The sequence below is a fragment of the Xanthomonas sp. MUS 060 genome (genome assembly GCF_000963215.1).
Classification (GTDB): domain Bacteria; phylum Pseudomonadota; class Gammaproteobacteria; order Xanthomonadales; family Xanthomonadaceae; genus Xanthomonas_A.
Window position 1 is genome coordinate 26,426 of sequence record NZ_JZIM01000018.1, and the last position, 23,015, is coordinate 49,440.

Annotated in this window: 20 protein-coding genes and 6 pseudogenes; 16 read left to right on the forward strand and 10 right to left on the reverse strand. The window is 64.8% G+C overall.

Going from position 1 to position 23,015, the window contains the following annotated elements:
• Positions 1-59 precede the first annotated feature (59 nt).
• From XANALMUS060_RS13995 to XANALMUS060_RS14005, 3 genes and pseudogenes are all read right to left on the reverse strand, one after another.
• Positions 60-388: pseudogene (locus XANALMUS060_RS13995) on the reverse strand (EF-hand domain-containing protein).
• The gene (gene murA / locus XANALMUS060_RS14000) at positions 385-1,659 is read right to left on the reverse strand and encodes a UDP-N-acetylglucosamine 1-carboxyvinyltransferase (protein ID WP_045738956.1); all 1,275 of its coding nucleotides are present in this window, start codon (positions 1,657-1,659) and stop codon (positions 385-387) included. The pseudogene XANALMUS060_RS13995 and the gene murA (XANALMUS060_RS14000) overlap by 4 nt, the downstream one beginning before the upstream one ends.
• A 46-nt stretch (positions 1,660-1,705) precedes the next feature.
• A complete protein-coding gene (locus tag XANALMUS060_RS14005) occupies positions 1,706-1,948 on the reverse strand; it encodes a BolA/IbaG family iron-sulfur metabolism protein (RefSeq protein ID WP_045738957.1) in 243 nt (80 codons plus the stop codon).
• A 52-nt stretch (positions 1,949-2,000) separates the two neighbouring features.
• On the opposite strand from XANALMUS060_RS14005, the pseudogene XANALMUS060_RS14010 reads away from it, so the two are divergent.
• Positions 2,001-2,564 (forward strand): annotated as a pseudogene (locus XANALMUS060_RS14010) (KpsF/GutQ family sugar-phosphate isomerase); the annotation flags it as partial.
• On the opposite strand, the pseudogene XANALMUS060_RS22150 reads toward XANALMUS060_RS14010, so the two are convergent.
• From XANALMUS060_RS22150 to XANALMUS060_RS14020, 3 genes and pseudogenes are all read right to left on the reverse strand, one after another.
• Positions 2,563-2,682 (reverse strand): annotated as a pseudogene (locus XANALMUS060_RS22150) (EF-hand domain-containing protein); the annotation flags it as partial. The pseudogenes XANALMUS060_RS14010 and XANALMUS060_RS22150 overlap by 2 nt on opposite strands.
• Entirely contained in the window at positions 2,679-3,953 is a 1,275-nt protein-coding gene (gene murA / locus XANALMUS060_RS14015) for a UDP-N-acetylglucosamine 1-carboxyvinyltransferase (RefSeq protein WP_045738956.1), read from the reverse strand. The pseudogene XANALMUS060_RS22150 and the gene murA (XANALMUS060_RS14015), both read right to left, overlap by 4 nt.
• Positions 3,954-3,999: 46 nt before the next feature.
• On the reverse strand, positions 4,000-4,242 hold the full coding sequence (locus tag XANALMUS060_RS14020) for a BolA/IbaG family iron-sulfur metabolism protein (RefSeq protein WP_045738957.1): 243 nt from the start codon (positions 4,240-4,242) through the stop codon (positions 4,000-4,002).
• A 52-nt stretch (positions 4,243-4,294) separates the two neighbouring features.
• On the opposite strand from XANALMUS060_RS14020, the gene XANALMUS060_RS14025 reads away from it, so the two are divergent.
• From XANALMUS060_RS14025 to XANALMUS060_RS14100, 15 genes are all read left to right on the forward strand, one after another.
• Complete coding sequence (locus XANALMUS060_RS14025; protein WP_045738958.1) at positions 4,295-5,296, forward strand: KpsF/GutQ family sugar-phosphate isomerase; 1,002 nt, start codon at positions 4,295-4,297, stop codon at positions 5,294-5,296.
• A gap of 90 nt (positions 5,297-5,386) precedes the next feature.
• On the forward strand, positions 5,387-5,935 hold the full coding sequence (locus XANALMUS060_RS14030; protein WP_045738959.1) for an HAD hydrolase family protein: 549 nt from the start codon (positions 5,387-5,389) through the stop codon (positions 5,933-5,935).
• Positions 5,932-6,498, forward strand: coding sequence for an LPS export ABC transporter periplasmic protein LptC (gene lptC / locus XANALMUS060_RS14035; protein ID WP_045738960.1), 567 nt, complete (start codon positions 5,932-5,934; stop codon positions 6,496-6,498). The genes XANALMUS060_RS14030 and lptC overlap by 4 nt, the downstream gene beginning before the upstream one ends.
• Entirely contained in the window at positions 6,476-7,060 is a 585-nt protein-coding gene (lptA, locus tag XANALMUS060_RS14040) for a lipopolysaccharide transport periplasmic protein LptA (RefSeq protein ID WP_045738961.1), read from the forward strand. Before lptC ends, lptA begins: the two co-directional genes overlap by 23 nt.
• Positions 7,060-7,779, forward strand: coding sequence for an LPS export ABC transporter ATP-binding protein (lptB, locus tag XANALMUS060_RS14045; protein ID WP_045738962.1), 720 nt, complete (start codon positions 7,060-7,062; stop codon positions 7,777-7,779). Before lptA ends, lptB begins: the two co-directional genes overlap by 1 nt.
• A gap of 40 nt (positions 7,780-7,819) precedes the next feature.
• Positions 7,820-9,277 carry an RNA polymerase factor sigma-54 gene (locus tag XANALMUS060_RS14050; protein WP_045738963.1) on the forward strand — a complete coding sequence of 486 codons (1,458 nt, stop codon included), beginning with the start codon at positions 7,820-7,822 and terminating at the stop codon, positions 9,275-9,277.
• Between the two features lie 45 nt (positions 9,278-9,322).
• On the forward strand, positions 9,323-9,640 hold the full coding sequence (gene raiA, locus XANALMUS060_RS14055) for a ribosome-associated translation inhibitor RaiA (protein WP_045727996.1): 318 nt from the start codon (positions 9,323-9,325) through the stop codon (positions 9,638-9,640).
• A gap of 415 nt (positions 9,641-10,055) precedes the next feature.
• The gene (gene hprK / locus XANALMUS060_RS14065) at positions 10,056-11,006 is read left to right on the forward strand and encodes an HPr(Ser) kinase/phosphatase (RefSeq protein ID WP_045738965.1); all 951 of its coding nucleotides are present in this window, start codon (positions 10,056-10,058) and stop codon (positions 11,004-11,006) included.
• A complete protein-coding gene (gene rapZ, locus XANALMUS060_RS14070; protein ID WP_045727999.1) occupies positions 11,003-11,881 on the forward strand; it encodes an RNase adapter RapZ in 879 nt (292 codons plus the stop codon). The genes hprK and rapZ overlap by 4 nt, the downstream gene beginning before the upstream one ends.
• Positions 11,882-12,121: 240 nt before the next feature.
• Positions 12,122-12,514 carry a PTS fructose IIA component family protein gene (locus XANALMUS060_RS14075; protein ID WP_045738966.1) on the forward strand — a complete coding sequence of 131 codons (393 nt, stop codon included), beginning with the start codon at positions 12,122-12,124 and terminating at the stop codon, positions 12,512-12,514.
• Complete coding sequence (locus tag XANALMUS060_RS14080; RefSeq protein ID WP_045738967.1) at positions 12,507-12,776, forward strand: HPr family phosphocarrier protein; 270 nt, start codon at positions 12,507-12,509, stop codon at positions 12,774-12,776. Before XANALMUS060_RS14075 ends, XANALMUS060_RS14080 begins: the two co-directional genes overlap by 8 nt.
• Before the next feature lie 55 nt (positions 12,777-12,831).
• Positions 12,832-14,538, forward strand: coding sequence for a phosphoenolpyruvate--protein phosphotransferase (gene ptsP, locus XANALMUS060_RS14085; RefSeq protein WP_045738979.1), 1,707 nt, complete (start codon positions 12,832-12,834; stop codon positions 14,536-14,538).
• Between the two features lie 339 nt (positions 14,539-14,877).
• Positions 14,878-16,236 carry a magnesium transporter gene (gene mgtE / locus XANALMUS060_RS14090; protein WP_045728002.1) on the forward strand — a complete coding sequence of 453 codons (1,359 nt, stop codon included), beginning with the start codon at positions 14,878-14,880 and terminating at the stop codon, positions 16,234-16,236.
• A gap of 96 nt (positions 16,237-16,332) precedes the next feature.
• Positions 16,333-17,151 carry a prolyl oligopeptidase family serine peptidase gene (locus tag XANALMUS060_RS14095; protein ID WP_045738968.1) on the forward strand — a complete coding sequence of 273 codons (819 nt, stop codon included), beginning with the start codon at positions 16,333-16,335 and terminating at the stop codon, positions 17,149-17,151.
• A 275-nt stretch (positions 17,152-17,426) separates the two neighbouring features.
• The gene (locus XANALMUS060_RS14100; RefSeq protein ID WP_200894056.1) at positions 17,427-18,689 is read left to right on the forward strand and encodes an arsenic transporter; all 1,263 of its coding nucleotides are present in this window, start codon (positions 17,427-17,429) and stop codon (positions 18,687-18,689) included.
• An 8-nt stretch (positions 18,690-18,697) separates the two neighbouring features.
• Here the strand turns inward: XANALMUS060_RS14100 and XANALMUS060_RS14105 are convergent, their stop codons facing one another.
• The 4 genes and pseudogenes from XANALMUS060_RS14105 to XANALMUS060_RS21310 all read right to left on the reverse strand — a co-directional run.
• Positions 18,698-20,071, reverse strand: a complete 1,374-nt coding sequence (locus tag XANALMUS060_RS14105) for an amino acid permease (protein WP_045738970.1) — start codon at positions 20,069-20,071, stop codon at positions 18,698-18,700.
• A gap of 553 nt (positions 20,072-20,624) precedes the next feature.
• Positions 20,625-21,380, reverse strand: a pseudogene (locus XANALMUS060_RS23070) (methyl-accepting chemotaxis protein); the annotation flags it as partial.
• An 82-nt stretch (positions 21,381-21,462) separates the two neighbouring features.
• Positions 21,463-22,062, reverse strand: a pseudogene (locus XANALMUS060_RS23075) (hypothetical protein); the annotation flags it as partial.
• Positions 22,063-22,197: 135 nt separating this feature from the next.
• A pseudogene (locus tag XANALMUS060_RS21310) lies at positions 22,198-23,015 on the reverse strand (hypothetical protein); the annotation flags it as partial.

Below are 23,015 nucleotides of genomic sequence, written 5' to 3' on the forward strand. Positions count from 1 at the left end.
GACCACGCCACACCCGCTAGCGCGATGCGCTGGCGACACCAAGGTGATGATGGCATCGCTTATGGTGTCTTCTTTGCGTCCCCATTGCCCACCGGCGCGAAGCTGGTACGGCAATCCACCCGAATCTGCGCACCGCTGCTACGCCAATAGAACGTGCTGCACTGGCGTGCGCCCTGCTGGGTTTTAGTCACGCCGACAGCGTAGAACGCCTGCCAGATTTCCTCGCGACTGACATGACCATCACCATTCCAATCCATGTCGCGCTCTCTTCGATGCCCTGGGTGATGGCGATCCCTGCATACCAGGCATAGCCGACCCACGCCAGCAGTAGCGCCATGATCGCCAGCAACAACTTGCGGCGACGGCTGAAGCGGCCACTGAGGATCATGCGACCCGCCGGATCGACGCACCCAGCGCCCCCAGCTTTTCCTCGATGTTTTCGTACCCCCGATCCAGGTGGTAGATCCGGTCGATGGTGGTGTCGCCGTCGGCGACCAGGCCAGCCAGAATCAGCGAGGCCGATGCACGCAGATCGGTCGCCATCACCGGGGCGCCACTGAGCCGCTCGCTGCCGCGCACGATCGCGGTATGCCCTTCGATCTGAATGTCCGCGCCCAGGCGCAGCAACTCGTTGACGTGCATGAAACGGTTCTCGAAGATCGTCTCATTGATGACGCCGACACCATCGGCCACGCAGTTGAGCGCCATGAACTGCGCTTGCATGTCGGTCGGGAAAGCCGGATACGGCGCAGTGGTGAGGTTGACCGCACGCGGACGCTTGCCGTGCATGTCCAGGCGGATGAAGTCCACGCCAGTCTCGATGCTGGCGCCGGCCTCGGTGAGCTTGTCGAGCACCGCATCGAGCGTGTCGGCGCGCGCACGGCGCACGGTGACGCTGCCACCGGTCATCGCCGCGGCCACCAGAAACGTGCCGGTCTCGATGCGATCGGGCAACACCGCGTGACGGCCGCCGGACAAGCGCTCCACGCCCTGCACGACGATCCGCGATGTACCGGCACCTTCGATGCGGGCACCAAGCGCGATCAGACAATCGGCCAGGTCGCTGACCTCCGGCTCCATCGCCGCATTCTCCAGCACCGTGGTGCCCTCGGCCAGGGTTGCGGCCATCAGCACGTTCTCGGTGCCGGTGACGCTGACCATATCAAACACATAGCGCCCGCCCTTGAGCCGACCATGGCTGCTGGCCTTGATATAGCCATTCTCGACGCTGATGTCCGCGCCCAGCGCCTGCAATCCCTTGATGTGTTGATCCACCGGCCGCGAACCAATCGCACAGCCGCCGGGCAGCGAGACTTCCGCCTCGCCGAACTTGGCCAGCAAGGGGCCAAGCACCAGAATCGAAGCCCGCATGGTGCGCACCAATTCATAGGGCGCGACGTGTTGATTGACCTTGCGCGGATCCACGGTGATCGCACTGCCACGCGCCAACGCGCCTTCATCGATAGTGACTTCCGCGCCCAATTCGCCGAGCAATTTCACCGTGGTGATCACATCGTGCAATTGCGGCACGTTGGTGATCTCCACCGGCGCATCGGCCAGCAGGGTCGCACACAGAATCGGCAGCACCGCGTTCTTGGCGCCGGAAATATTCACTTCACCGTGCAGGGCATTGCCGCCGGTCACTACGATTTTGGCCATGGGTCTCGTGGAAAATGGAGAAAATGAAAATGCGATAGACGGTCGCTCAACGCGCCGGATGCTCAGCCTGCTCGGGGGTCAGCGTGGTCAGCGCCAGCGCGTGGATGGCGCCCCCCATCAATTGGCCCAATGTGGCATAGACCATGCGGTGACGCGCCAGCGGCAGTTTGCCTGCGAAGGCCGCGCTGACCACGGTGGCCTCGAAGTGCACGCCGTCGTCGCCGTGCACCTGCACGTGCGCGTCTGGCAGGCCCGCCTGGATCAGTTTACGGATGGTTTCGGCGTCCACCGGGCTTTCCTCCTAAAATGGGCGTTCATTCTACCCTCCGACCGGCACCCGCATGGATGTATCGACCCTGTCTCCCACCGCGCACGGCGATGTTGGCCTGATCGCCAGCGGTCGCCGCGTGGTCGAGATCGAACAAGCCGCGCTGGCGGCGGTGGGTGGCCGCATCGGTGCCGCCTTCGCCGCCGCGTGCCAGCTGATCCTGGCCTCGCACGGCCGCGTGGTCGCCACCGGCATGGGTAAGTCCGGACACGTGGCGCGCAAGATCGCCGCCACCCTCGCCTCGACCGGAACCCCCGCGTTCTTCGTTCACCCCGGGGAAGCCGGGCATGGCGACCTGGGCATGATCACCGACGCCGACGTCGTTCTGGCGTTGTCCTATTCCGGCGAATCGGACGAGATCCTGATGCTGTTGCCGGTGCTCAAGCGCCAGGGCAATGCGGTGATCGCGATGACCGGCCGCGCCCAGTCCACCCTGGCACGCGAAGCGGATCTGCACCTGGATGTGAGCGTGCCGGCCGAGGCTTGCCCGCTCGACCTGGCGCCGACCTCGAGCACGACCGCCTCGCTGGCCTTGGGCGATGCGCTGGCAGTCGCGCTGCTGGATGCGCGCGGTTTTCGATGCCCTGGGTGATGGCGATCCCTGCATACCAGGCATAGCCGACCCACGCCAGCAGTAGCGCCATGATCGCCAGCAACAACTTGCGGCGACGGCTGAAGCGGCCACTGAGGATCATGCGACCCGCCGGATCGACGCACCCAGCGCCCCCAGCTTTTCCTCGATGTTTTCGTACCCCCGATCCAGGTGGTAGATCCGGTCGATGGTGGTGTCGCCGTCGGCGACCAGGCCAGCCAGAATCAGCGAGGCCGATGCACGCAGATCGGTCGCCATCACCGGGGCGCCACTGAGCCGCTCGCTGCCGCGCACGATCGCGGTATGCCCTTCGATCTGAATGTCCGCGCCCAGGCGCAGCAACTCGTTGACGTGCATGAAACGGTTCTCGAAGATCGTCTCATTGATGACGCCGACACCATCGGCCACGCAGTTGAGCGCCATGAACTGCGCTTGCATGTCGGTCGGGAAAGCCGGATACGGCGCAGTGGTGAGGTTGACCGCACGCGGACGCTTGCCGTGCATGTCCAGGCGGATGAAGTCCACGCCAGTCTCGATGCTGGCGCCGGCCTCGGTGAGCTTGTCGAGCACCGCATCGAGCGTGTCGGCGCGCGCACGGCGCACGGTGACGCTGCCACCGGTCATCGCCGCGGCCACCAGAAACGTGCCGGTCTCGATGCGATCGGGCAACACCGCGTGACGGCCGCCGGACAAGCGCTCCACGCCCTGCACGACGATCCGCGATGTACCGGCACCTTCGATGCGGGCACCAAGCGCGATCAGACAATCGGCCAGGTCGCTGACCTCCGGCTCCATCGCCGCATTCTCCAGCACCGTGGTGCCCTCGGCCAGGGTTGCGGCCATCAGCACGTTCTCGGTGCCGGTGACGCTGACCATATCAAACACATAGCGCCCGCCCTTGAGCCGACCATGGCTGCTGGCCTTGATATAGCCATTCTCGACGCTGATGTCCGCGCCCAGCGCCTGCAATCCCTTGATGTGTTGATCCACCGGCCGCGAACCAATCGCACAGCCGCCGGGCAGCGAGACTTCCGCCTCGCCGAACTTGGCCAGCAAGGGGCCAAGCACCAGAATCGAAGCCCGCATGGTGCGCACCAATTCATAGGGCGCGACGTGTTGATTGACCTTGCGCGGATCCACGGTGATCGCACTGCCACGCGCCAACGCGCCTTCATCGATAGTGACTTCCGCGCCCAATTCGCCGAGCAATTTCACCGTGGTGATCACATCGTGCAATTGCGGCACGTTGGTGATCTCCACCGGCGCATCGGCCAGCAGGGTCGCACACAGAATCGGCAGCACCGCGTTCTTGGCGCCGGAAATATTCACTTCACCGTGCAGGGCATTGCCGCCGGTCACTACGATTTTGGCCATGGGTCTCGTGGAAAATGGAGAAAATGAAAATGCGATAGACGGTCGCTCAACGCGCCGGATGCTCAGCCTGCTCGGGGGTCAGCGTGGTCAGCGCCAGCGCGTGGATGGCGCCCCCCATCAATTGGCCCAATGTGGCATAGACCATGCGGTGACGCGCCAGCGGCAGTTTGCCTGCGAAGGCCGCGCTGACCACGGTGGCCTCGAAGTGCACGCCGTCGTCGCCGTGCACCTGCACGTGCGCGTCTGGCAGGCCCGCCTGGATCAGTTTACGGATGGTTTCGGCGTCCACCGGGCTTTCCTCCTAAAATGGGCGTTCATTCTACCCTCCGACCGGCACCCGCATGGATGTATCGACCCTGTCTCCCACCGCGCACGGCGATGTTGGCCTGATCGCCAGCGGTCGCCGCGTGGTCGAGATCGAACAAGCCGCGCTGGCGGCGGTGGGTGGCCGCATCGGTGCCGCCTTCGCCGCCGCGTGCCAGCTGATCCTGGCCTCGCACGGCCGCGTGGTCGCCACCGGCATGGGTAAGTCCGGACACGTGGCGCGCAAGATCGCCGCCACCCTCGCCTCGACCGGAACCCCCGCGTTCTTCGTTCACCCCGGGGAAGCCGGGCATGGCGACCTGGGCATGATCACCGACGCCGACGTCGTTCTGGCGTTGTCCTATTCCGGCGAATCGGACGAGATCCTGATGCTGTTGCCGGTGCTCAAGCGCCAGGGCAATGCGGTGATCGCGATGACCGGCCGCGCCCAGTCCACCCTGGCACGCGAAGCGGATCTGCACCTGGATGTGAGCGTGCCGGCCGAGGCTTGCCCGCTCGACCTGGCGCCGACCTCGAGCACGACCGCCTCGCTGGCCTTGGGCGATGCGCTGGCAGTCGCGCTGCTGGATGCGCGCGGTTTTACCGCCGATGACTTCGCCCGCTCGCACCCGGCCGGCAGCCTTGGCCGGCGCTTGCTGCTGCACATCACCGACATCATGCACAGCGGCGAAGAACTGCCGAAGGTGCGCGAAGACGCCAGCCTCAGCGAGGCACTGGTGGAGATGAGCCGCAAGCGTCTGGGCATGACCGCCGTGGTCGATGCCGATGATCGCCTGCTGGGACTGTTTACCGATGGCGATCTACGCCGCGCTCTGGACAGCGCGCTGGACGTGCGCCAAACCCGTATCGCCGAGGTGATGACCCGGCAACCGCGCACGATCGGCACCGACCAGCTTGCCGCCGAGGCCGCGCGGATGATGGAAACCCACCAGATCAACGGCCTGATCGTGGTCGATGCAGCCGGCCACGCAGTCGGTGCGCTCAACATTCACGACCTGTTGCGCGCTCGAGTGGTTTAACAGGCTGAAGCCATTCACCTTCCGTCCGGAACCAGATTCCTTGAGATCCAGCCGCTGGAAACCCAGCCTCCTCGCCCCGATATCGCCCTCATGCCCTACTCCCCGCTGGCCGACCTCTCCGCCGACCTGATCGATCGCGCCGCGCGCATCCGTCTGGCGTGCTTCGATGTGGATGGCACGCTCACCGACGGCCGCCTGTACTACGACCGCGACGGCAACGAAAGCAAAGCCTTCCACGTGCTGGACGGCCAGGGTCTGGTGCAATTGCGCAAGCACGGGATCGAAGTCGCGCTGATCACCGCACGCCACAGTTTGGCCGCAGAGAAGCGCGGCCAGGAGCTGGGCCTGCGGGTGCAGATCGGGGTCAAGGACAAGCGTGCCGGCGTGCAGGCACTGTGCGCAGAACGCGGACTGAGCCTGGAGCAGGTCTGCTTCATGGGCGATGACTTGCCCGACGTGATCGCGCTGCGCGCGGTCGGTCTGGCGGTCGCCCCGGCCAACGCGCATCCGTGGACCGCCGAGCACGCGCACTGGATCACCCGTGCCCGCGGCGGCGAAGGCGCAGCACGCGAACTGTGCGACGTGCTACTCGCTGCGCAAGGCCACCTTCCCTCGCTGCTGCAGGAGCATGGCGCATGAACTGGCGCCGCACCCTCGGCAGCATCCTCCTGGTCACTGCGGTCATCAGTGGCTGGTCGGCCTGGAACCAGCGCAGCAGGCCAACCCTGGCCACCACAGCCGAGGCACGTTCTGACTATATCGCCCGCGATTTCGAGATCGTCAGCCTGAACAAGCAAGGCAAGGAAGCGATGACCCTACGCGCACCGGAGATGGAACGCAGCCGTGCCGACCAGACGCTATCGATCGTCACCCCGTTGTTCCTGCTCCCGGACGCCAACGACCAGCATTGGGAAATGCGCAGCAAGACCGGCTGGGTCAGCGCCGACGGCAAGGAACTGCGCCTGCGCGGCGACGTCGCTGGCGACAGCCCCAAAGTCCCCAGCATCCCGCCCACCACCTTCCGCACCCAGAGTCTGGACGTCTTCCCGCAAACCAACAGCGCCCGCACCACCGCACCCGTCACCATGGCGCGGCCCGGTATGATGCAGACCGGCGTCGGCCTGGAAGTCGATTTGAAATCCCGGCAGTACAAGCTCCTTTCACAGGTCAAGACCCGTTATGAACCGAATGCTGCCCGCTAAGCTCGCGCTGCTCGCGTTGCTGTTTCCCGCCATCGCGCTGGCCAAGTCGACCGACCGCAATCAGCTAGTAGACGTCAACTCCGACTCCAACAACTGCAATCTGACCGACGACAACGGCAAGTGCCGCTTTTCCGGCCATGTGGTCATTGTGCAGGGAACGCTGGAAGCGCATGCCGATACCGCCGACATCTTCCGCAAGAACGGCCAAATCGATCGCGTGCTGCTCAACGGCAAACAGGCAACGTTCAAGCAGGAAATGGACGATGGCTCCATGGTCAATGGCATCGCCGACACCATCGACTACACCGTCACCAACGACAGCGTGATTCTGACCGGCAACTACAAAATGACCTCGCCGAAAGGCACCAACGCCGGCCAACGCATGGTCTACAACACCAAGACCGGCGACATGCAGGGCGGCGGCGACGGCACCCGCGTGCATACGGTGATCCAACCGAAGAACGCCGCGGCGGCCAGCCCACCGGCAAACGGCGCCAAACCCGCCGCCGCGACCAAACCCGCGACGACACCCACCAAGTCCGCCAAGCAAGGAGGCCAGTGATGCTACTCGCCGAGGGCCTGCGCAAGCGTTACAAGCAGCGTGAAGTGGTGCGCGATTTCGGCCTGACCCTGGACGCGGGCGAAGTGGTCGGCCTGCTCGGCCCCAACGGTGCCGGCAAGACCACCTGTTTCTACATGATCGTCGGCCTGGTCGAGGCCGATGCCGGGCGTATCGTGCTCGACGGCAGCGATATCACCGCGCTGCCGATGTACAAACGCGCCAAACTCGGCGTCGGCTACTTGCCACAGGAGCCATCGGTGTTCCGCAAGCTCAGCGTCGCCGACAACATCCGCCTGGTACTGGAATTGCGCGAGGATCTCGACGAAGCCGGACAGGAACGCGAACTGCTCTCGCTGCTGGACGAACTGCAGATCGGCCACGTCGCCGAGCAACTCGGTGCCAGCCTGTCCGGTGGCGAACGCCGCCGCTGCGAGATCGCCCGCGCGCTGGCGGCCAAACCGCGAATGATGCTGCTCGACGAACCCTTTGCCGGCGTCGACCCGATCTCGGTCGGCGAGATCCAACGCATCGTGACCCACCTCAAACAACGCGGCATCGGCGTGCTGATCACCGACCACAACGTGCGCGAAACCCTGGGAATCTGCGACCGGGCCTATATTCTCAACGAAGGCGGCGTGCTGGCGCAGGGAGCACCGGAGGCCCTGTTGGCCAACAGCGACGTGCGCCGCGTGTACCTCGGAGAAACCTTCCGGCTCTGAGCGCGCCTCCTTTTACGCTCTTTCCGCGCTGAGCACACGCATGAAAGCACGGCTGCAGACATCGCTGGGACAGCATCTGGTCATGACGCCGCAGTTGCGCCAGGCGATCAAGCTATTGCAGATGTCCAGCGCCGAGCTGGAGGTGGAAATCGCCGCAGCGGTGGAGAGTAACCCGCTGCTGGAGTGGTCCGAGGACGCCGGCCTCACGTTCGAGCGCGGCGATGGTCGCGAGGCGAGCAGCACCGCTGCCGATCGCGACACCCTCGCTCCTGCCGGCGACGCCCATGACGAAACGTCGCCGGCCGACAGCGGAGAAGACTGGACAGCAACCGACCCGGCCTGGAGTCACGGCAGCGGCGGTGGGTTCGACGACGACGACACGGGCAGCCTCGCCGAACGCGTGGCTGAGCCGGAAACGTTGATCGATCATCTGCTGTGGCAATTGCACCTCTCGCCCCTGTCCGCACGCGACCGCAGTATCGGTGTCGCGTTGATCGACGCGCTCGACAGCGACGGCTACCTGCGTGAGCCGCTGGCTGCGATCGCCGACACACTGCGCCCGAACATCATCGCCGACGAGGACGAAATCCTCACCGTGCTGCACCAAATCCAGCGCTTCGACCCGACCGGCATCGCCGCGCGCAGCCTGGAGGAATGCCTGACCCTGCAACTGGACATGCTGCCCAAGGCCACTCCCGGACTGGAACTGGCGCGCACGATCGTCAACGGATCATTGGAAAAACTCCCGCGCAGCGGCATCGCCGGCCTGGCTCACGCGCTCAAACACCCGGTTGCGGACGTGGACACGGCAGTCGCGTTGCTGCGCTCGCTGGACCCACGTCCAGGCAAACAGATCGGCGAACTCGGTAGCGACACCTATGTCGTGCCCGACTGTATCGTCTGGCGCCAACGCGGGGTCTGGCACGCGGCCCTGTCCGCACACGCCCAACCCAAGGTCACCATCCATCGCGGCTACGAACGGCTGATCCGCCAATGTGGCGAAAGCGACGCCGGCTACCTGCGCGGACAATTGCAGGAAGCGCGCTGGCTGCTCAAGAGCGTGGAGGCCCGTGGCGAGACCCTGCTCAAGGTGACCCGCTGCTTACTGCGACAACAAGCCGGTTTCCTGGAATTCGGCGAACAAGCCCTGCGTCCGCTGACCCTGCGCGAGATCGCCGGCGAGCTGGGTCTGCACGAAAGCACCATCTCCCGTGCCATTGCCCGCAAATACGTGCGCACACCGCGTGGCACCATCCCGCTACGCGCCTTCTTCGCCTCCGGCATCGACACCGGCAGTGGCGGGGAGGCATCGAGCACCGCCATTCAAGCGATGATCCGGCGTCTGATCGAGGCGGAGAACCCACGCAAGCCGCTTTCTGACGCCAAGCTGGCCGACCTGCTGAAAAATACCGGCGTACCGGTAGCGCGCCGCACCGTGGCCAAGTATCGTGAGGCCATGAACATTCCCGCCTCCCACGAACGCGTGCGTATCGGCTAACGGCGGCAATCGTTCATAGGTGAATCCCGAACCAAGGAGTATCCGATGCGTATCGAGACCTACGGCCACCAGATTGAAGTCACCCCCGCCCTGCGCGAATACGTGGAGACCAAGCTGCAACGGCTGAAGCGACACTACGAAGAAACCATCGAGGTCCGCGCCCAATTGGCGCTGCGCAAGCCCGACCATCACGTCGAAGCCACGATCAACGTCCCCGGTCGCACCCTGCACGCCGACGCCACAGCGCAGACCATGTACGCGGCGATCGACCTGCTCGCCGACAAGCTCGACCGCTTGATCATCAAGCACAAAGAAAAGAAACAGGACCACCATGCGGCCGAGGTACGCGACAATCTCGCCTGACTCCTCGCAGATAGTGCGCCGCCATGCCCTTTGACCGATCTGATCGCGACCGACAGCACCCAGGCGCTGTCGGTCGCTGGTCGCACCATCTTGTTGCACACCGTCTCCCGCCTGAGCAAGAAAACACGGCACGGCAGCACCGCCAGCACACATGGCTTGGCCTTCACCCACGGCCATACTCGGCGTCTGGATGCCTCGTGCGGTGGCGGCAATCGATCAATTCCGATGACTGCCGCACGCCGGTCGATCAGAGCGTCGCCATGACGGTGCGAACACACGATCCCCAGCAATGGATGGCGAAATCGCCGCACGATCGACCATGCGGCATCGATCATGCCAACCGGACACTCCGCCACGCACCCAATACCACCGCGGCTTACTCGCGGCAGGGTGACGACACCCAGACCCGCGCCGCATGAACACCAGCATCGACGCCCGCGAACTGTTCGATCAACAGCGCGACCGGCTCGGCCTGCGCTGGCTGGCTGGCCACAAGGGCGAACACCGCATCCTGGAGGCGGGCAACACAGTCTCTCGACGCCCGTCCCTGGCTGGCTATCTCAACACCATCTATCCCAACAAAGTCCAGATTCTCGGTAGCGAAGAACTGGCATGGCTGGATTCGTTGGACGCACGCCAGCGCTGGGAGACCATCGAGAAAATCGTCGATGTCCGGCCACTGGCGCTGGTCATCACCAAGAACCAGTCGTGCCCGGAAGATCTACGGGCAGCCGCCGAAGAGTCCGACACCCCGCTGTGGGTCTCGCCCAAACGTGGCCATGAGTTGCTCAATCACCTCTCCTACCACTTGGCGCGCACGCTGGCGCCACGCATCATCCTGCACGGCGTGTTCATGGAGATCTATTCGATCGGCGTCTTGATCACCGGCGATGCAGGCTCGGGCAAGAGCGAACTGGCGCTGGAATTGCTCAGTCGCGGCCACCGTCTGGTTGCCGACGACGCCCCCGAGTTCACTCAGATCGCCCCGGATGTACTCGACGGCACCTGTCCGGAACTGCTGCAGGACCTGCTGGAAGTCCGCGGGCTGGGCGTGCTGAATGTACGCGACATGTTCGGCGACACGGCTGTCAAGAAGAACAAGTATCTTCGCTTGATCGTGCATCTGACCCGCCCCATGACCGAACCCACCCCCCATGGCTACGAACGCCTCACCGGCGATTCGGGAACCCGCCACGTCCTGGACCTGGACGTCCCACTGATCACCCTGCCGGTGATGCCAGGCCGTAACCTGGCGGTCCTGACCGAAGCCGCCACGCGCCTGCACATCCTGCGCACCAAGGGTATCGACCCCGCAGCGATGTTCATCGCACGCCATAGCAATATGCTGGAGCGACGCGGCCCATGAATACCATGGCGAACACCTCCACCCTGGTGGTCGTCAGCGGCCTGTCCGGCTCCGGCAAATCGGTGGCGCTGAAAACCTTCGAGGACCTGGACTACTACTGCGTGGACAACCTGCCGGTGGAATTGCTGCCGGCTTTCGTCAAGAGCCTGGTGCGCGAAGATGGCGGCCCCAGCAAGCTCGCTGTCGGCATCGATGTGCGCAACCGCCACAGTGACCTCACCCAATTCCCGCGCTGGCGCGAAGTGGTGGCGCAGTTCGGCCTGGACGCGCGGCTGCTGTTTTTCGACGCCAACGACGACGCGTTGATCAAGCGCTATGCCGATACGCGTCGGCGCCATCCGCTCTCGCACCAGGGCCTGTCGCTGCCGGAAGCGATCGAGCGCGAGCGCGGGCTGACCATGCCGTTGCGCCACGAAGCCGATGCGGTGATCGACACCAGCACGCTCAACGTCCATCAGCTACGCAGGCGCGTGACCACCGAATTCGCGCTTGCCGCCGAAAACACCCTCTCTTTACTGTTCGAATCCTTTGCCTACAAGCGCGGTGTGCCGGTCGAGGCCGACTTCGTCTTCGACGCGCGCATGCTGCCCAATCCGCACTGGGATCCGGAACTGCGTCCGCTGGGCGGCCGCGACGGCGCTGTGCGCGACTACCTGGACGCCCAGCCGGAAGTGCAGCGCTATACCGCACAGTTGATCGACTTCCTCGACACCTGGCTACCACGGCTACGTAACGATACCCGCAGCTACGTCACCATCGCCTTCGGCTGCACCGGTGGCAAGCACCGCTCGGTGTACCTGGCCGAACGCATGGCCCGACACGCCCGCGAGCAGGGCTGGCAGGAAGTGGCGACCTTTCATCGCGAACAGGATTGAATGCAGCAACGCCGCGCTGTCCGCACCCACCCGACAGCGACTGGCGACGTTTTGTTGACCACTCTGACTGCGAGCGCGCGCATCGCGTTTACAGCATCGCCACCACTTGATTGAGGCAATGACCAGACCATGTCGGCCCCCAAGCAGGCATACATCGCAACCATTCTTCGAATCAGCAGCACCCATTGGGGCGTCAAACGCCCATTCCCTGCCCCCTGCCCGACCTGTTAACGTTGACCCATGGCCTGTGGCATTCTCCTCATCACTCATCCTGGCATCGGCGCGGCGCTGTTGAGCGTGGCGACCGGACTGTTGCAGCAATTGCCGCTGAAGACCGAAGCCTTCGAAGTCCCATTGGATGCCGACCTCGACGCACTGTTACCGAAGGCATCGGCAGCGCTACGCCGGGTCGACGATGGCGATGGCGTGCTGGTGCTCACCGACTTATACGGTGCCAGCCCAAGCAATCTGGCGATACGCTTGGCGCGGCTGGGTACCCCGGTGCGACGCGTCTCCGCACTCAGTCTGCCGATGCTGCTGCGGATCATGAACTATCCAGAACAGAGCCTGGAGCAACTGCCGGCAACGGCTGCCGCCGGCTCGCGCAACGGCGTGGTGATCGACGATGCTTGAACGCGAACTCATGGTGACCAACCGCCTGGGGTTACATGCCCGGGCAACCGCCAAACTGGTGCAGACGCTCTCTTCGTTTCGTTGCAACGCCACGCTGGCGGCCAAAGGACGCGAGGTCAACGCCAAAAGCATCATGGGAGTGATGCTGCTGGCTGCCTCAAAAGGCACACCGGTGACCGTGCGGGTAGACGGCGCCGATGAGGCCGAAGCACTCCAAGCCGCGATCGACCTGTTCGCGCGGCGCTTCGACGAGGATAGCTAAACATGCGCCGCAGGCGGCCGCAGAGGACGACGCGGTGCCGCCATGGGCGCGTGCGGTGAGCATGCGTATCGCCGGTCACGGCGCGTCGCGCGGCAATGCACTTGGCCGGGCACGGGTGCGCCTGCCGCACGCGCTGGATGTCGCCGAACAGCGTATCAACGCGGCGCAAATTCCCGACGAACTCCACCGCCTGCATCGTGCCGTGGATGCGGCACGCGCAGAAATGCACGGACTGCGCCTGCGTCTGCATGGTGCGCTCGCCAAGGAAGTCGGCGAATTCCTCGACCTGCACGCGTTATTGCTCGACGATCCCGAACTGCTGTTCGGTCTGGACGAGTTGATCCGCACCGGCCGCTACAGCGCCGACTATGCACTGCGCTTGCAACGCGACCGCCTGGCGACCGTGTTCGACAACATGGAAGACGCCTATCTGAAAAGCCGCATGGACGATCTGGACCATGTGATTGGGCGAATCCATGCGTTCTTGCACAAGCGCCAGCCGGACAACGAAGGCCTGGCCGGCGAGATCCTGGTCTGTGAAAACGTGGCCCCATCGGAACTGGCGCAGTTGCAGACGCAAGGTGTGGTCGGCATCGTCACCAGTGCCGGCAGCACCCTGTCGCACAGCGCGATTCTGGCGCGCAGCCTGCACCTGCCCCTGGTGGTGGGCGTCGCCGACGCACTACAGAAAATCAACGACGGCGACGTCCTGATCATCGATGGCACCCAGGGCGCGGTGCTACTGGATCCGACTCCGCAGGACCTGCAAAACTACCGCGTGCGTGTGCGCGAGCAGGCCAAGTTGCAGCGCGGCCTCGGCAAGCTGCGCTCCAAGCCAAGCCGCACTCGCGACGGCGTGGACATTACGCTGCTGGCCAACGCCGAATCGCGCGAGGACGTGGCCCGCGCGCATGCGCTCGGCGTCGACGGCCTGGGCCTGTATCGCACCGAGTTCCTGTTCCTGCAACGCGAAGCGCTGCCGGACGAGGAGGAGCAGTTCCACACCTACCGCGATGCGGTGCTGGGCATGAGCGGACGACCGGTGACGATTCGCACCCTGGATCTGGGCGCGGACAAGGCCGACCGCACCGGCCTGACCCTGAGCAACGAACAGAACCCGGCGTTGGGGCTGCGCGGCGTGCGCCTGTCGCTGGCCAGACCCAGGATATCCAACACCCAGTTGCGCGCGATCCTGCGCGCCTCCGCCTACGGGCCGATGCGTGTGCTGCTGCCGATGATCGGCGCGCGCGAGGAAATCATGGCGATGCGCCGGCACCTCAAGCGCATCGCCACGCAGTTGCGCCGTGACGGCCACGCGATTGCCGAACATGTCCAACTCGGCGCGATGATCGAGGTGCCCGCGGCGGCGATCGCGCTGGACAGCTTCATCGACGCCGTGGACTTCCTGTCGATCGGCACCAACGATCTGGTGCAGTATCTCCTGGCCGCCGACCGCAACAACGAGGCACTGGGCGAACTGTACTCGCCACTGCATCCGGCGGTCCTGCGGCTGATCGCGCAGGTCATCGCCACCGGCCAGGCCCACGCCAAGCCGGTGGCCGTATGCGGCGAAATTGCCGGCGACCCGGCTCTGACCCCAATGCTGCTGGCGTTGGGACTGCGCGAGTTCAGCCTGCATCCGGCGACGCTGCTGGAAGTGCGTCGGGTGATCCGCGACAGCGACCTGGCAACGCTGCGCGCCCGTGCAGCGAAACTGCTGGCCGCCCGGGATCGGCGTGGCATCGAGCGCTGGTTGGGCTGAGCCGTTCGCGACACCTACACGCTGCGCTAGGCAGATGCGCTCGCGTCATCGCACAAGAGTGGACTGTATTTCGCGCACTGCATTTGGATGTCGCTACGAACGCCTGCCGACATCCAAGTTTGTGTTGTCCAGGTCTCACCAGGCCGTTGCTCGCAACGCAATGGCGCAGAGAGTGTGCTTGTAGCAGAGCGCTGACGCGCACGGGCGAAAATCCCGAACCACTCGCTGCTGCGACCACTGACGCCGCGCATCACCGCACGATGCAGGCGATAATGTCGACATGAACACCTGACCGCCCGCGCTGCTTCGGCGCGCGACCACGACCAGAGGGAGCAGCGCATGGCCGATGCCGTCCGCCACGAGAAGACCGCGCGACAACTGCGCCTGCTCAGCGATGCGTTGGACAGCCGGCGCCTGGGCCCGGTACGCCGGCTGGTCAATACGCTGACGCCAGCGGAGATCGGCAATCTGTTGGAATCGCTGCCGCCGGGCAAGCGTGAGGTGGTGTGGGGCCTGGTCGATCCGGAAGACGATGGCGAGGTGTTGCTGCACGTCGGTGAGGAAGTCCGCGAGAACCTGCTCGCGCACATGGACCCGGACGAAATCGTCGCCGCGGTCGAAGACCTCGACATCGACGACCTGGCCAATCTGGTCGAGGATCTGCCGGACACCGTCATCGACGAAGTCCTCAAGTCGATGGATCGCGAGAACCGCGAACGGCTGGAGCAGGTGCTGTCCTATCCCGAGAACAGCGCCGGCCGCCTGATGAATCCGGACGTGGTCACGGTGCGCGCCGACGTCAACCTGGACATGGTGCTGCGCTACCTGCGCCTGCGCGGCGAACTGCCCGACCACACCGACCATTTATTCGTGGTGAGCCGCCGTCACCAGTACCTGGGACGGGTATCGCTGGCGGCATTGGTCACCCACGAGGACTCCACCCCGATCAACCGGCTGATCGACGACGAGCAACCGGCCATCGACGTCAACGCAAGCGCCGACGAAGTCGCACGGCGGTTCTCCGACCACGACTGGATCTCCGCACCGGTCGTGGACGACAACAACATCCTGCTCGGTCGCATCACCATCGACGACGTGGTCGACATCATCCGCGACCAGGCCGAGCACCAGGCAATGAGCGCCGCCGGCCTGGACGAAGACGAGGATCTGTTCAGCCCGGTACGACGCGCGTTCCGGCGGCGCTTGCTGTGGCTGACCATCAATCTCGGCACCGCATTCATCGCCTCCAGCGTGGTCAGCCAATTCGAGCACACCATCGCCAAACTAGTGGCGCTGGCCGCATTGATGCCGATCGTGGCCGGGATGGGCGGCAATGCCGGCACCCAAGTGCTGGCACTGATGGTGCGCGGCCTGGCGTTGGGCCAGATCGGCGCGTCCAACGTGATCGTGCTGCTGCGCAAGGAACTCTCGGTGGCACTGATCAACGGCTTGGCACTGGGCATCGGCCTGGGCCTGATCGTGCTGGTGTGGTTAGGGCAACCGCTGCTGTCGCTGGTGATCGGCTCGGCGCTGACCATCAACCTGCTCACCGCCGCGCTCGGCGGCGTCCTGGTGCCGTTGACGCTCAAACGCCTGGGGTTCGATCCGGCGCTAGCCGGTGGCGTGATCCTGACCACACTGACCGACGTGATGGGATTTCTCAGCTTCCTCGGTCTGGCCACCCTGATGCTGTTGTAAGTCACGCCTGACTGGCGCATGTCCGCCGCGTGCCGGTGGATTGTCGTTGGGATGCCAGGGCCACGATACTGCGAACCTACGATCCGAGATCCCATCATGTCCGTGCGTGCGCTGCTGCTTGTGCTGTGTCTCTCGATGGTGGGATGCAGTAGCTTGCCCAGCGATCCGGCCACCGGCCATTTCGTCAGCCGCCAGCTCAACCTCGATGGGCGCGTGTACCGTTACCAAGTGTTCGTACCAGCGCCGGCGTATCGCCAAGGATTGATGCCCATCGTGTTGTTCCTGCATGGCTCGGGCGAGCGCGGCAACAATAACCTCGATCAGGTCGACACCGGCCTGGGGCCGTATCTGCGCCGCCATCTGGGCGATTTCCCTGCATTGGTGGTGCTGCCGCAAGTGCCCGACGGCGAAGAGTGGAACGGCATCAATGCGACCATGGCGCTGCAAGCGTTGGACGAGGCCAGCGCGGAATTCAACGGCGACCCGCAACGCACTTACCTGACCGGGATGTCGATGGGCGGTTACGGCACCTGGGAGATCGCGCTGCAGCAGCCACAGCGTTTCGCCGCATTGGTGCCGATCTGCGGAGCGATTCTGTCCCCGCACGAAGATCGCGAATATCTGGTGGTCACACCAGTGGCCTATCTATCCGACCCCTACACGGCCCTGGCGCAACGCCTGCAGCACATCCCGGTGTGGATCTTCCACGGCGCTCAGGACGATCTGGTGCTGCCTCACGACGACCGCAAGATTTTTCGCGCGTTCAATAACCTCAACGCCGACGTGCACTACACCGAATACCCGCACGGCAATCACAACGCGTGGGATGCCACCTATCGCGATCCGAAGATGTGGCAGTGGCTGTTCGCACAAAAACGCGTTGACACCGGCACAAAGAGCACAACCGACGACTGAACCGCACCGCATCGGCAACCATGCAAACGCCGCGATGCGATGCGATGGCGCATGCACTGGCTCTCTCGATGCACGCAACCTCGGCACTTCCAATAGCGCTTGCTCCAAGCCCCACCCCGACCACTGCTATCCTTACCGCCCCCATTGCTGCCTGCATCGACCACACTCATGCCTGCCGCCAGTGACACCACACGTCCCCGCTTCGCCTGTGCCATCGTGCAGCCGACCCACGCCGTCGTGCGCGTGCTGCATCCGGCGGCAGCGGCATGATGCACATGCTCGACACGCACACCGCTCATCTGGTCACCTGGGGCATCTGCGCACTGGCCACCGCCGCAGTGATCGTGCGGCCGTTCAAATTACCCGAGGCGTGCTGGGCGGTCGGTGGCGCGCTACTGCTGATGGCGCTGGGGCTGATGCCAGGCGGTGAAGCGTGGCGGGCGGTGCTCAAAGGTATGGACGTGTATCTGTTCCTGATCGGCATGATGCTGCTGTCGGAAACCGCACGCGCCGAAGGCCTGTTCGACTGGGTCGCCATGCACGCGGTGAACCTGGCCGGTGGCGCGACTCCACGCCTGTTCGCGCTTGTATTCGGCGTTGGCATCGTCGTCACCGCATTTCTGTCCAACGATGCCACTGCGGTCGTCCTGACCCCGGCGGTATACGCCGCCGCCCGCAAGGCCGGAGCCAAGCCGCTGCCGCTGCTGTTCGCCTGCGCGCTGATCGCCAACGCGGGCAGCTTCGTGTTGCCGATCTCCAACCCCGCCAATCTGGTGATGTACGGCGGACAGATGCCGACCCTGGGCGCCTGGATGTCCGCATTCGCGCTGCCATCGGTGCTGGCAATCGGCGTGACCTTCTGCATGCTGCGCTGGGCCGAACGCAAGGACCTGTCCGGGCGCTGCGCCGAGCGCGTGGATACCGTGCCATTGACCCGTGGCGGCACGTTCGCACTGATCGGCATTCTCGCCACCGCCGCACTATTGGTGGGCGTCTCCGCGCTGGGCCTGGACCTGGGGCTGCCCACCTGTTTGGCCGGCCTGGCCACACTGGGCGTGGTCTGCCTGGGCGGGCGGCAGTCACCACTGCCGATGGTCCGAGCGGTGTCGTGGTCGGTGTTGCCACTGGTCGCGGGCCTGTTCGTCCTGGTCGAAGCGCTATCGCGCACCGGCGTGATCGGCCTGCTCGCACAGCACCTGAGCGCCGCCGCCGCGCACGCGCCGCAGGCCACTGCCGGCATCGCCGGAACCTTGCTGGCATTCGGCTCCAACCTGATGAACAACCTGCCTGCCGGGCTGATCGCCAGCACCACCGTGGCCCAGGCGCAGCCGCCGCAACTGGTGGTGGATGCGCTGCTGATCGGGGTGGACCTTGGCCCGAACCTGTCGATCACCGGCTCGCTGGCGACCATCCTGTGGCTGACCGCGATCCGTCGCGAGGGCGAGGACGTCGGCTTCTGGCGCTTTCTCAAACTCGGCGTACTGGTGATGCCGCCAGCACTGCTATGCGCGCTGGGTGCGCGCTTGCTCCTAAGCTGAGCCGCGTCCTAGCGGGCGCGCCACCGCCGCGCCACACCACTGACCAAGGCGATCGCCGCGGTCATTGCCGCAATCGATAGAAACTGTCCGCGCGTGTCCGGCGACGCCACCAACAGAACGAAAATCAGCGCCAGAATCGCCAACGCCAGCACGCTCAGCAGCGGATAACCGCGCATGCGGAAAGGCAAGCGCGTACCACGACGGTCGGCACGCACGCGCAAAATCAGCTGCGACACCAGCGAAATCGTCCACACCAGCAGGCACGTCGCACCGACGATGTTGAGCAGCACCGGCAATACGCGGTTGGGATACAGCAGCTCCAGCACCACGGCGACGAACCCGAACGACACACTGACCAGTACCGCCAGCCACGGTACCTGCTGGCGACTGGCGAGCGCCAGCAGACGCGGCGCCTCGCCGCGTTGGGCCAGCGAAAAGATCATCCGCGATGCGCCGTACAGATTGGCATTGAGCGCCGACAACAACGCGATCACCGCGATCAAGGTCATGCCGGTCGCCGCGCCGGGAATCCTGGCCACCTGCAGCACTGCGGCGAATGGCGATGCCAGCGCCGCGCTCTGCCAAGGCACCACCGCGACGATGACGCTCAGCGAGCCGATGTAAAACACCAGGATCCGCCAAGCCACGTTGCGGATCGCCCGCGCGATACTGCGCTCCGGGTCAGCGGTCTCGGCCGCCGCCACCGCCACGATTTCGGTGCCACCGAAGGCGAACACCACGACCAACAACGCCGCCGCGATACCGGCGATGCCCCTGGGCGCAAATCCGCCGTTGCCGGTGATATTGGACAAGCCCGGCGCGACCACTCCCGGCAACCAACCGGCCAACAACGCCACGCCAAGCAGAATGAAGGCCAGGATCGCCGCCACCTTGAGGATGGCAAACCAGAACTCGCACTCGCCGAAGTTGCGCACACCCAGCAAATTGATCGCGGTGAGCACGATCATGAACCCGAGTGCGACCAGCGGGACCGACACCGGGCAGAGCGTCGCCAGCAAGCCAGCCGCGCCCACCGCCTCAGCGGCAATCACGATCACCAACTGCAGCCACCACAACCAACCCACGGTTGCACCGATGGTCGGGCCCATCGCGTCGGCGGCATATACCGAGAACGCACCACTGGACGGATTGGCTGCGGCCATTTCGCCGAGCGCATTCATCACGATGATCACCAGGGCACCGGCGACCAGATAGGAGATCAGCACCGCCGGCCCGGCCAGATGCACGCCAACGCCGGAGCCGAGGAACAGACCGGCACCGATCGCGCCGCCCAATCCCATCATGATCAATTGCCGCGGCCTCAACGCATGGCGCAGGGGCACGGTAGTGGCAGGACGGACAGGCGTGGATGGAGGCGGCATCGTGCAATCGGAAGGCCAAACCATGACACGATACAACGTCGCCGGGGCAACGTGCGAGCTGTGGCCTAGAATGCAGAGCGAATCGGAGAGCTGCGCTGGCAAACGCACCTTGCGTTGTCAGCGACGAGGCAAGGCCCGGAAAGCAAACGTCGCTGTCATGCCGATTGCAGACACGGCCAACCGCGCACGGCACGGGGAGCTACCGCCGCGACGCCGCAGGCACAGCGCATGAGAAATCCGTTACAACGTGCTGGATGGCGCCGCGCAGCAGCGCCATCGTTCCACAAGGACGTGGCTTAGAACTCCTGCCAACCCTTCTCCAGCGCTACCGCCGCAACCGGCCGCTCGCTCGCGTCGCGTGGCGGCCACGACCGGCTTGACCACGGACGCCACCGCCGCCTTGCTCTGACGCGGCGGCATCGCCGCAGAGGCATCGAGCTTGAACAACGCCACCGCCTGGCTCAACTCCACCGCCTGGTCGCGTGGCGGCCACGACCGGCTTGACCACGGACGCCACCGCCGCCTTGCTCTGACGCGGCGGCATCGCCGCAGAGGCATCGAGCTTGAACAACGCCACCGCCTGGCTCAACTCCACCGCCTGCTGCTCCATCGAACGCGCCGCAGCCGTGGCTTCTTCCACCAGCGCCGCGTTCTGCTGCGTACTCTCGTCCATCTGCGTCACCGTCTGGTTGACCTGCCTGCTCGATGCCCGCTGACTGCTCCTGCGAAGCCGCAGAAATCTCGCCCATGATGTCGGTCACGCGCTGCACCGAGGACACGATCTCCTGCATCGTCTTGCCCGCCTGATCCACCAACTGCGAACCTTCCGCCACGCGAGTCACCGAGTCGTCGATCAACCCCTTGATCTCCTTGGCCGCATTCGCCGAACGCTGCGCCAACGTCCGCACTTCGCTCGCCACCACCGCAAACCCACGTCCCTGCTCACCGGCGCGCGCCGCTTCCACCGCCGCGTTGAGCGCCAGAATATTGGTCTGGAATCGATGCCCGCTGACTGCTCCTGCGAAGCCGCAGAAATCTCGCCCATGATGTCGGTCACGCGCTGCACCGAGGACACGATCTCCTGCATCGTCTTGCCCGCCTGATCCACCAACTGCGAACCTTCCGCCACGCGAGTCACCGAGTCGTCGATCAACCCCTTGATCTCCTTGGCCGCATTCGCCGAACGCTGCGCCAACGTCCGCACTTCGCTCGCCACCACCGCAAACCCACGTCCCTGCTCACCGGCGCGCGCCGCTTCCACCGCCGCGTTGAGCGCCAGAATATTGGTCTGGAATGCGTGCGATGCCATCGATCACGCTGATGATGTCGGCAATCTTCTTCGAGGCCGCCTCGATGCCGCTCATGGTCTGCACCACTTGATCGACCACCGCACCGCCTTGCGAGGCCACCGACGCGGCGCCGACAGCAAGTTGGTTGGCTTGGCGGGCGCTTTCGGCATTCTGCTTCACCGTGGAGGTCAACTCTTCCATCGAAGCGGCCGTTTCCTCCAGGCTCGCCGCCTGCTGCTCGGTCCGTTGCGACAAGTCATCGTTACCCGTGGCGATTTCACTGGCGGCGGCGTTGATCGAACTGGCCGACTGCTTGATTCGCCCCACGATACTGGCCAGTTGCTCGGCCGTGGCATTGGCATCGTCGCGCATTTGTGCGAACACACCGTGGAACTCGCCATGCATGCGCGCGGTCAGATCGCCCGCCGCNCCTCGATGCCGCTCATGGTCTGCACCACTTGACCGACCACCGCACCACCTTGCGAGGCCACCGACGCGGCGCCGGCAGCAAGTTGATTGGCTTGGCGTGCATTCTCCGCGTTCTGCTTCACCGTGGAGGTCAGCTCTTCCATCGAAGCGGCCGTTTCCTCCAGGCTCGCCGCCTGCTGCTCGGTCCGTTGCGACAAGTCATCGTTACCCGTGGCGATTTCACTGGATGCCATCGATCACGCTGATGATGTCGGCAATCTTCTTCGAGGCCGCCTCGATGCCGCTCATGGTCTGCACCACTTGACCGACCACCGCACCACCTTGCGAGGCCACCGACGCGGCGCCGGCAGCAAGTTGATTGGCTTGGCGTGCATTCTCCGCGTTCTGCTTCACCGTGGAGGTCAGCTCTTCCATCGAAGCGGCCGTTTCCTCCAGGCTCGCCGCCTGCTGCTCGGTCCGTTGCGACAAGTCATCGTTACCCGTGGCGATTTCACTGGCGGCCGGCGGCGTTGATCGAACCGGCCGACTGCTTGATTCGCCCCACGATACTGGCCAGTTGCTCGGCCGTGGCATTGGCATCGTCGCGCATTTGCGCGAACACACCGTGGAACTCGCCATGCATGCGCGCGGTCAGATCGCCCGCCGCAATCGCCTGCAGCAGCGCCGACAAGGACTGTAGATTGCCCGACTGCTTGATTCGCCCCACGATACTGGCCAGTTGCTCGGCCGTGGCATTGGCATCGTCGCGCATTTGCGCGAACACACCGTGGAACTCGCCATGCATGCGCGCGGTCAGATCGCCCGCCGCAATCGCCTGCAGCAGCGCCGACAAGGACTGTAGATTGCCATCGATCGGCCGTGGACATCAGTTGATTGAGGCTCTCCACCATCAACCGGAAGTCGTACTGGAAGCGCTCGGCATCACCGCGCGCGGCGAAGTCGCCATGCGCCGCCGAGTGCGCCAATTGCTTGATCTGCCCATTCATCGCTGACAGGTTCGCCTTCACCTCGTCCATGGTCTTGCTCAATACCGCTTCCTCGCCGGGCAGGCGATCCATGTCCTGACTCAGATCGCCAATCGCATAGCGCCCCATGATCTGCGCCAGCTTGGTCTTGACCGCCAGGTGCGAGGACACCAGTGCATTGGTTTCCGCCGCCATCCGCCCATAATCGCCGGGGAACGTCTGCGCATCGATACGATGACTGACCTCACCGGCATCGTGGCG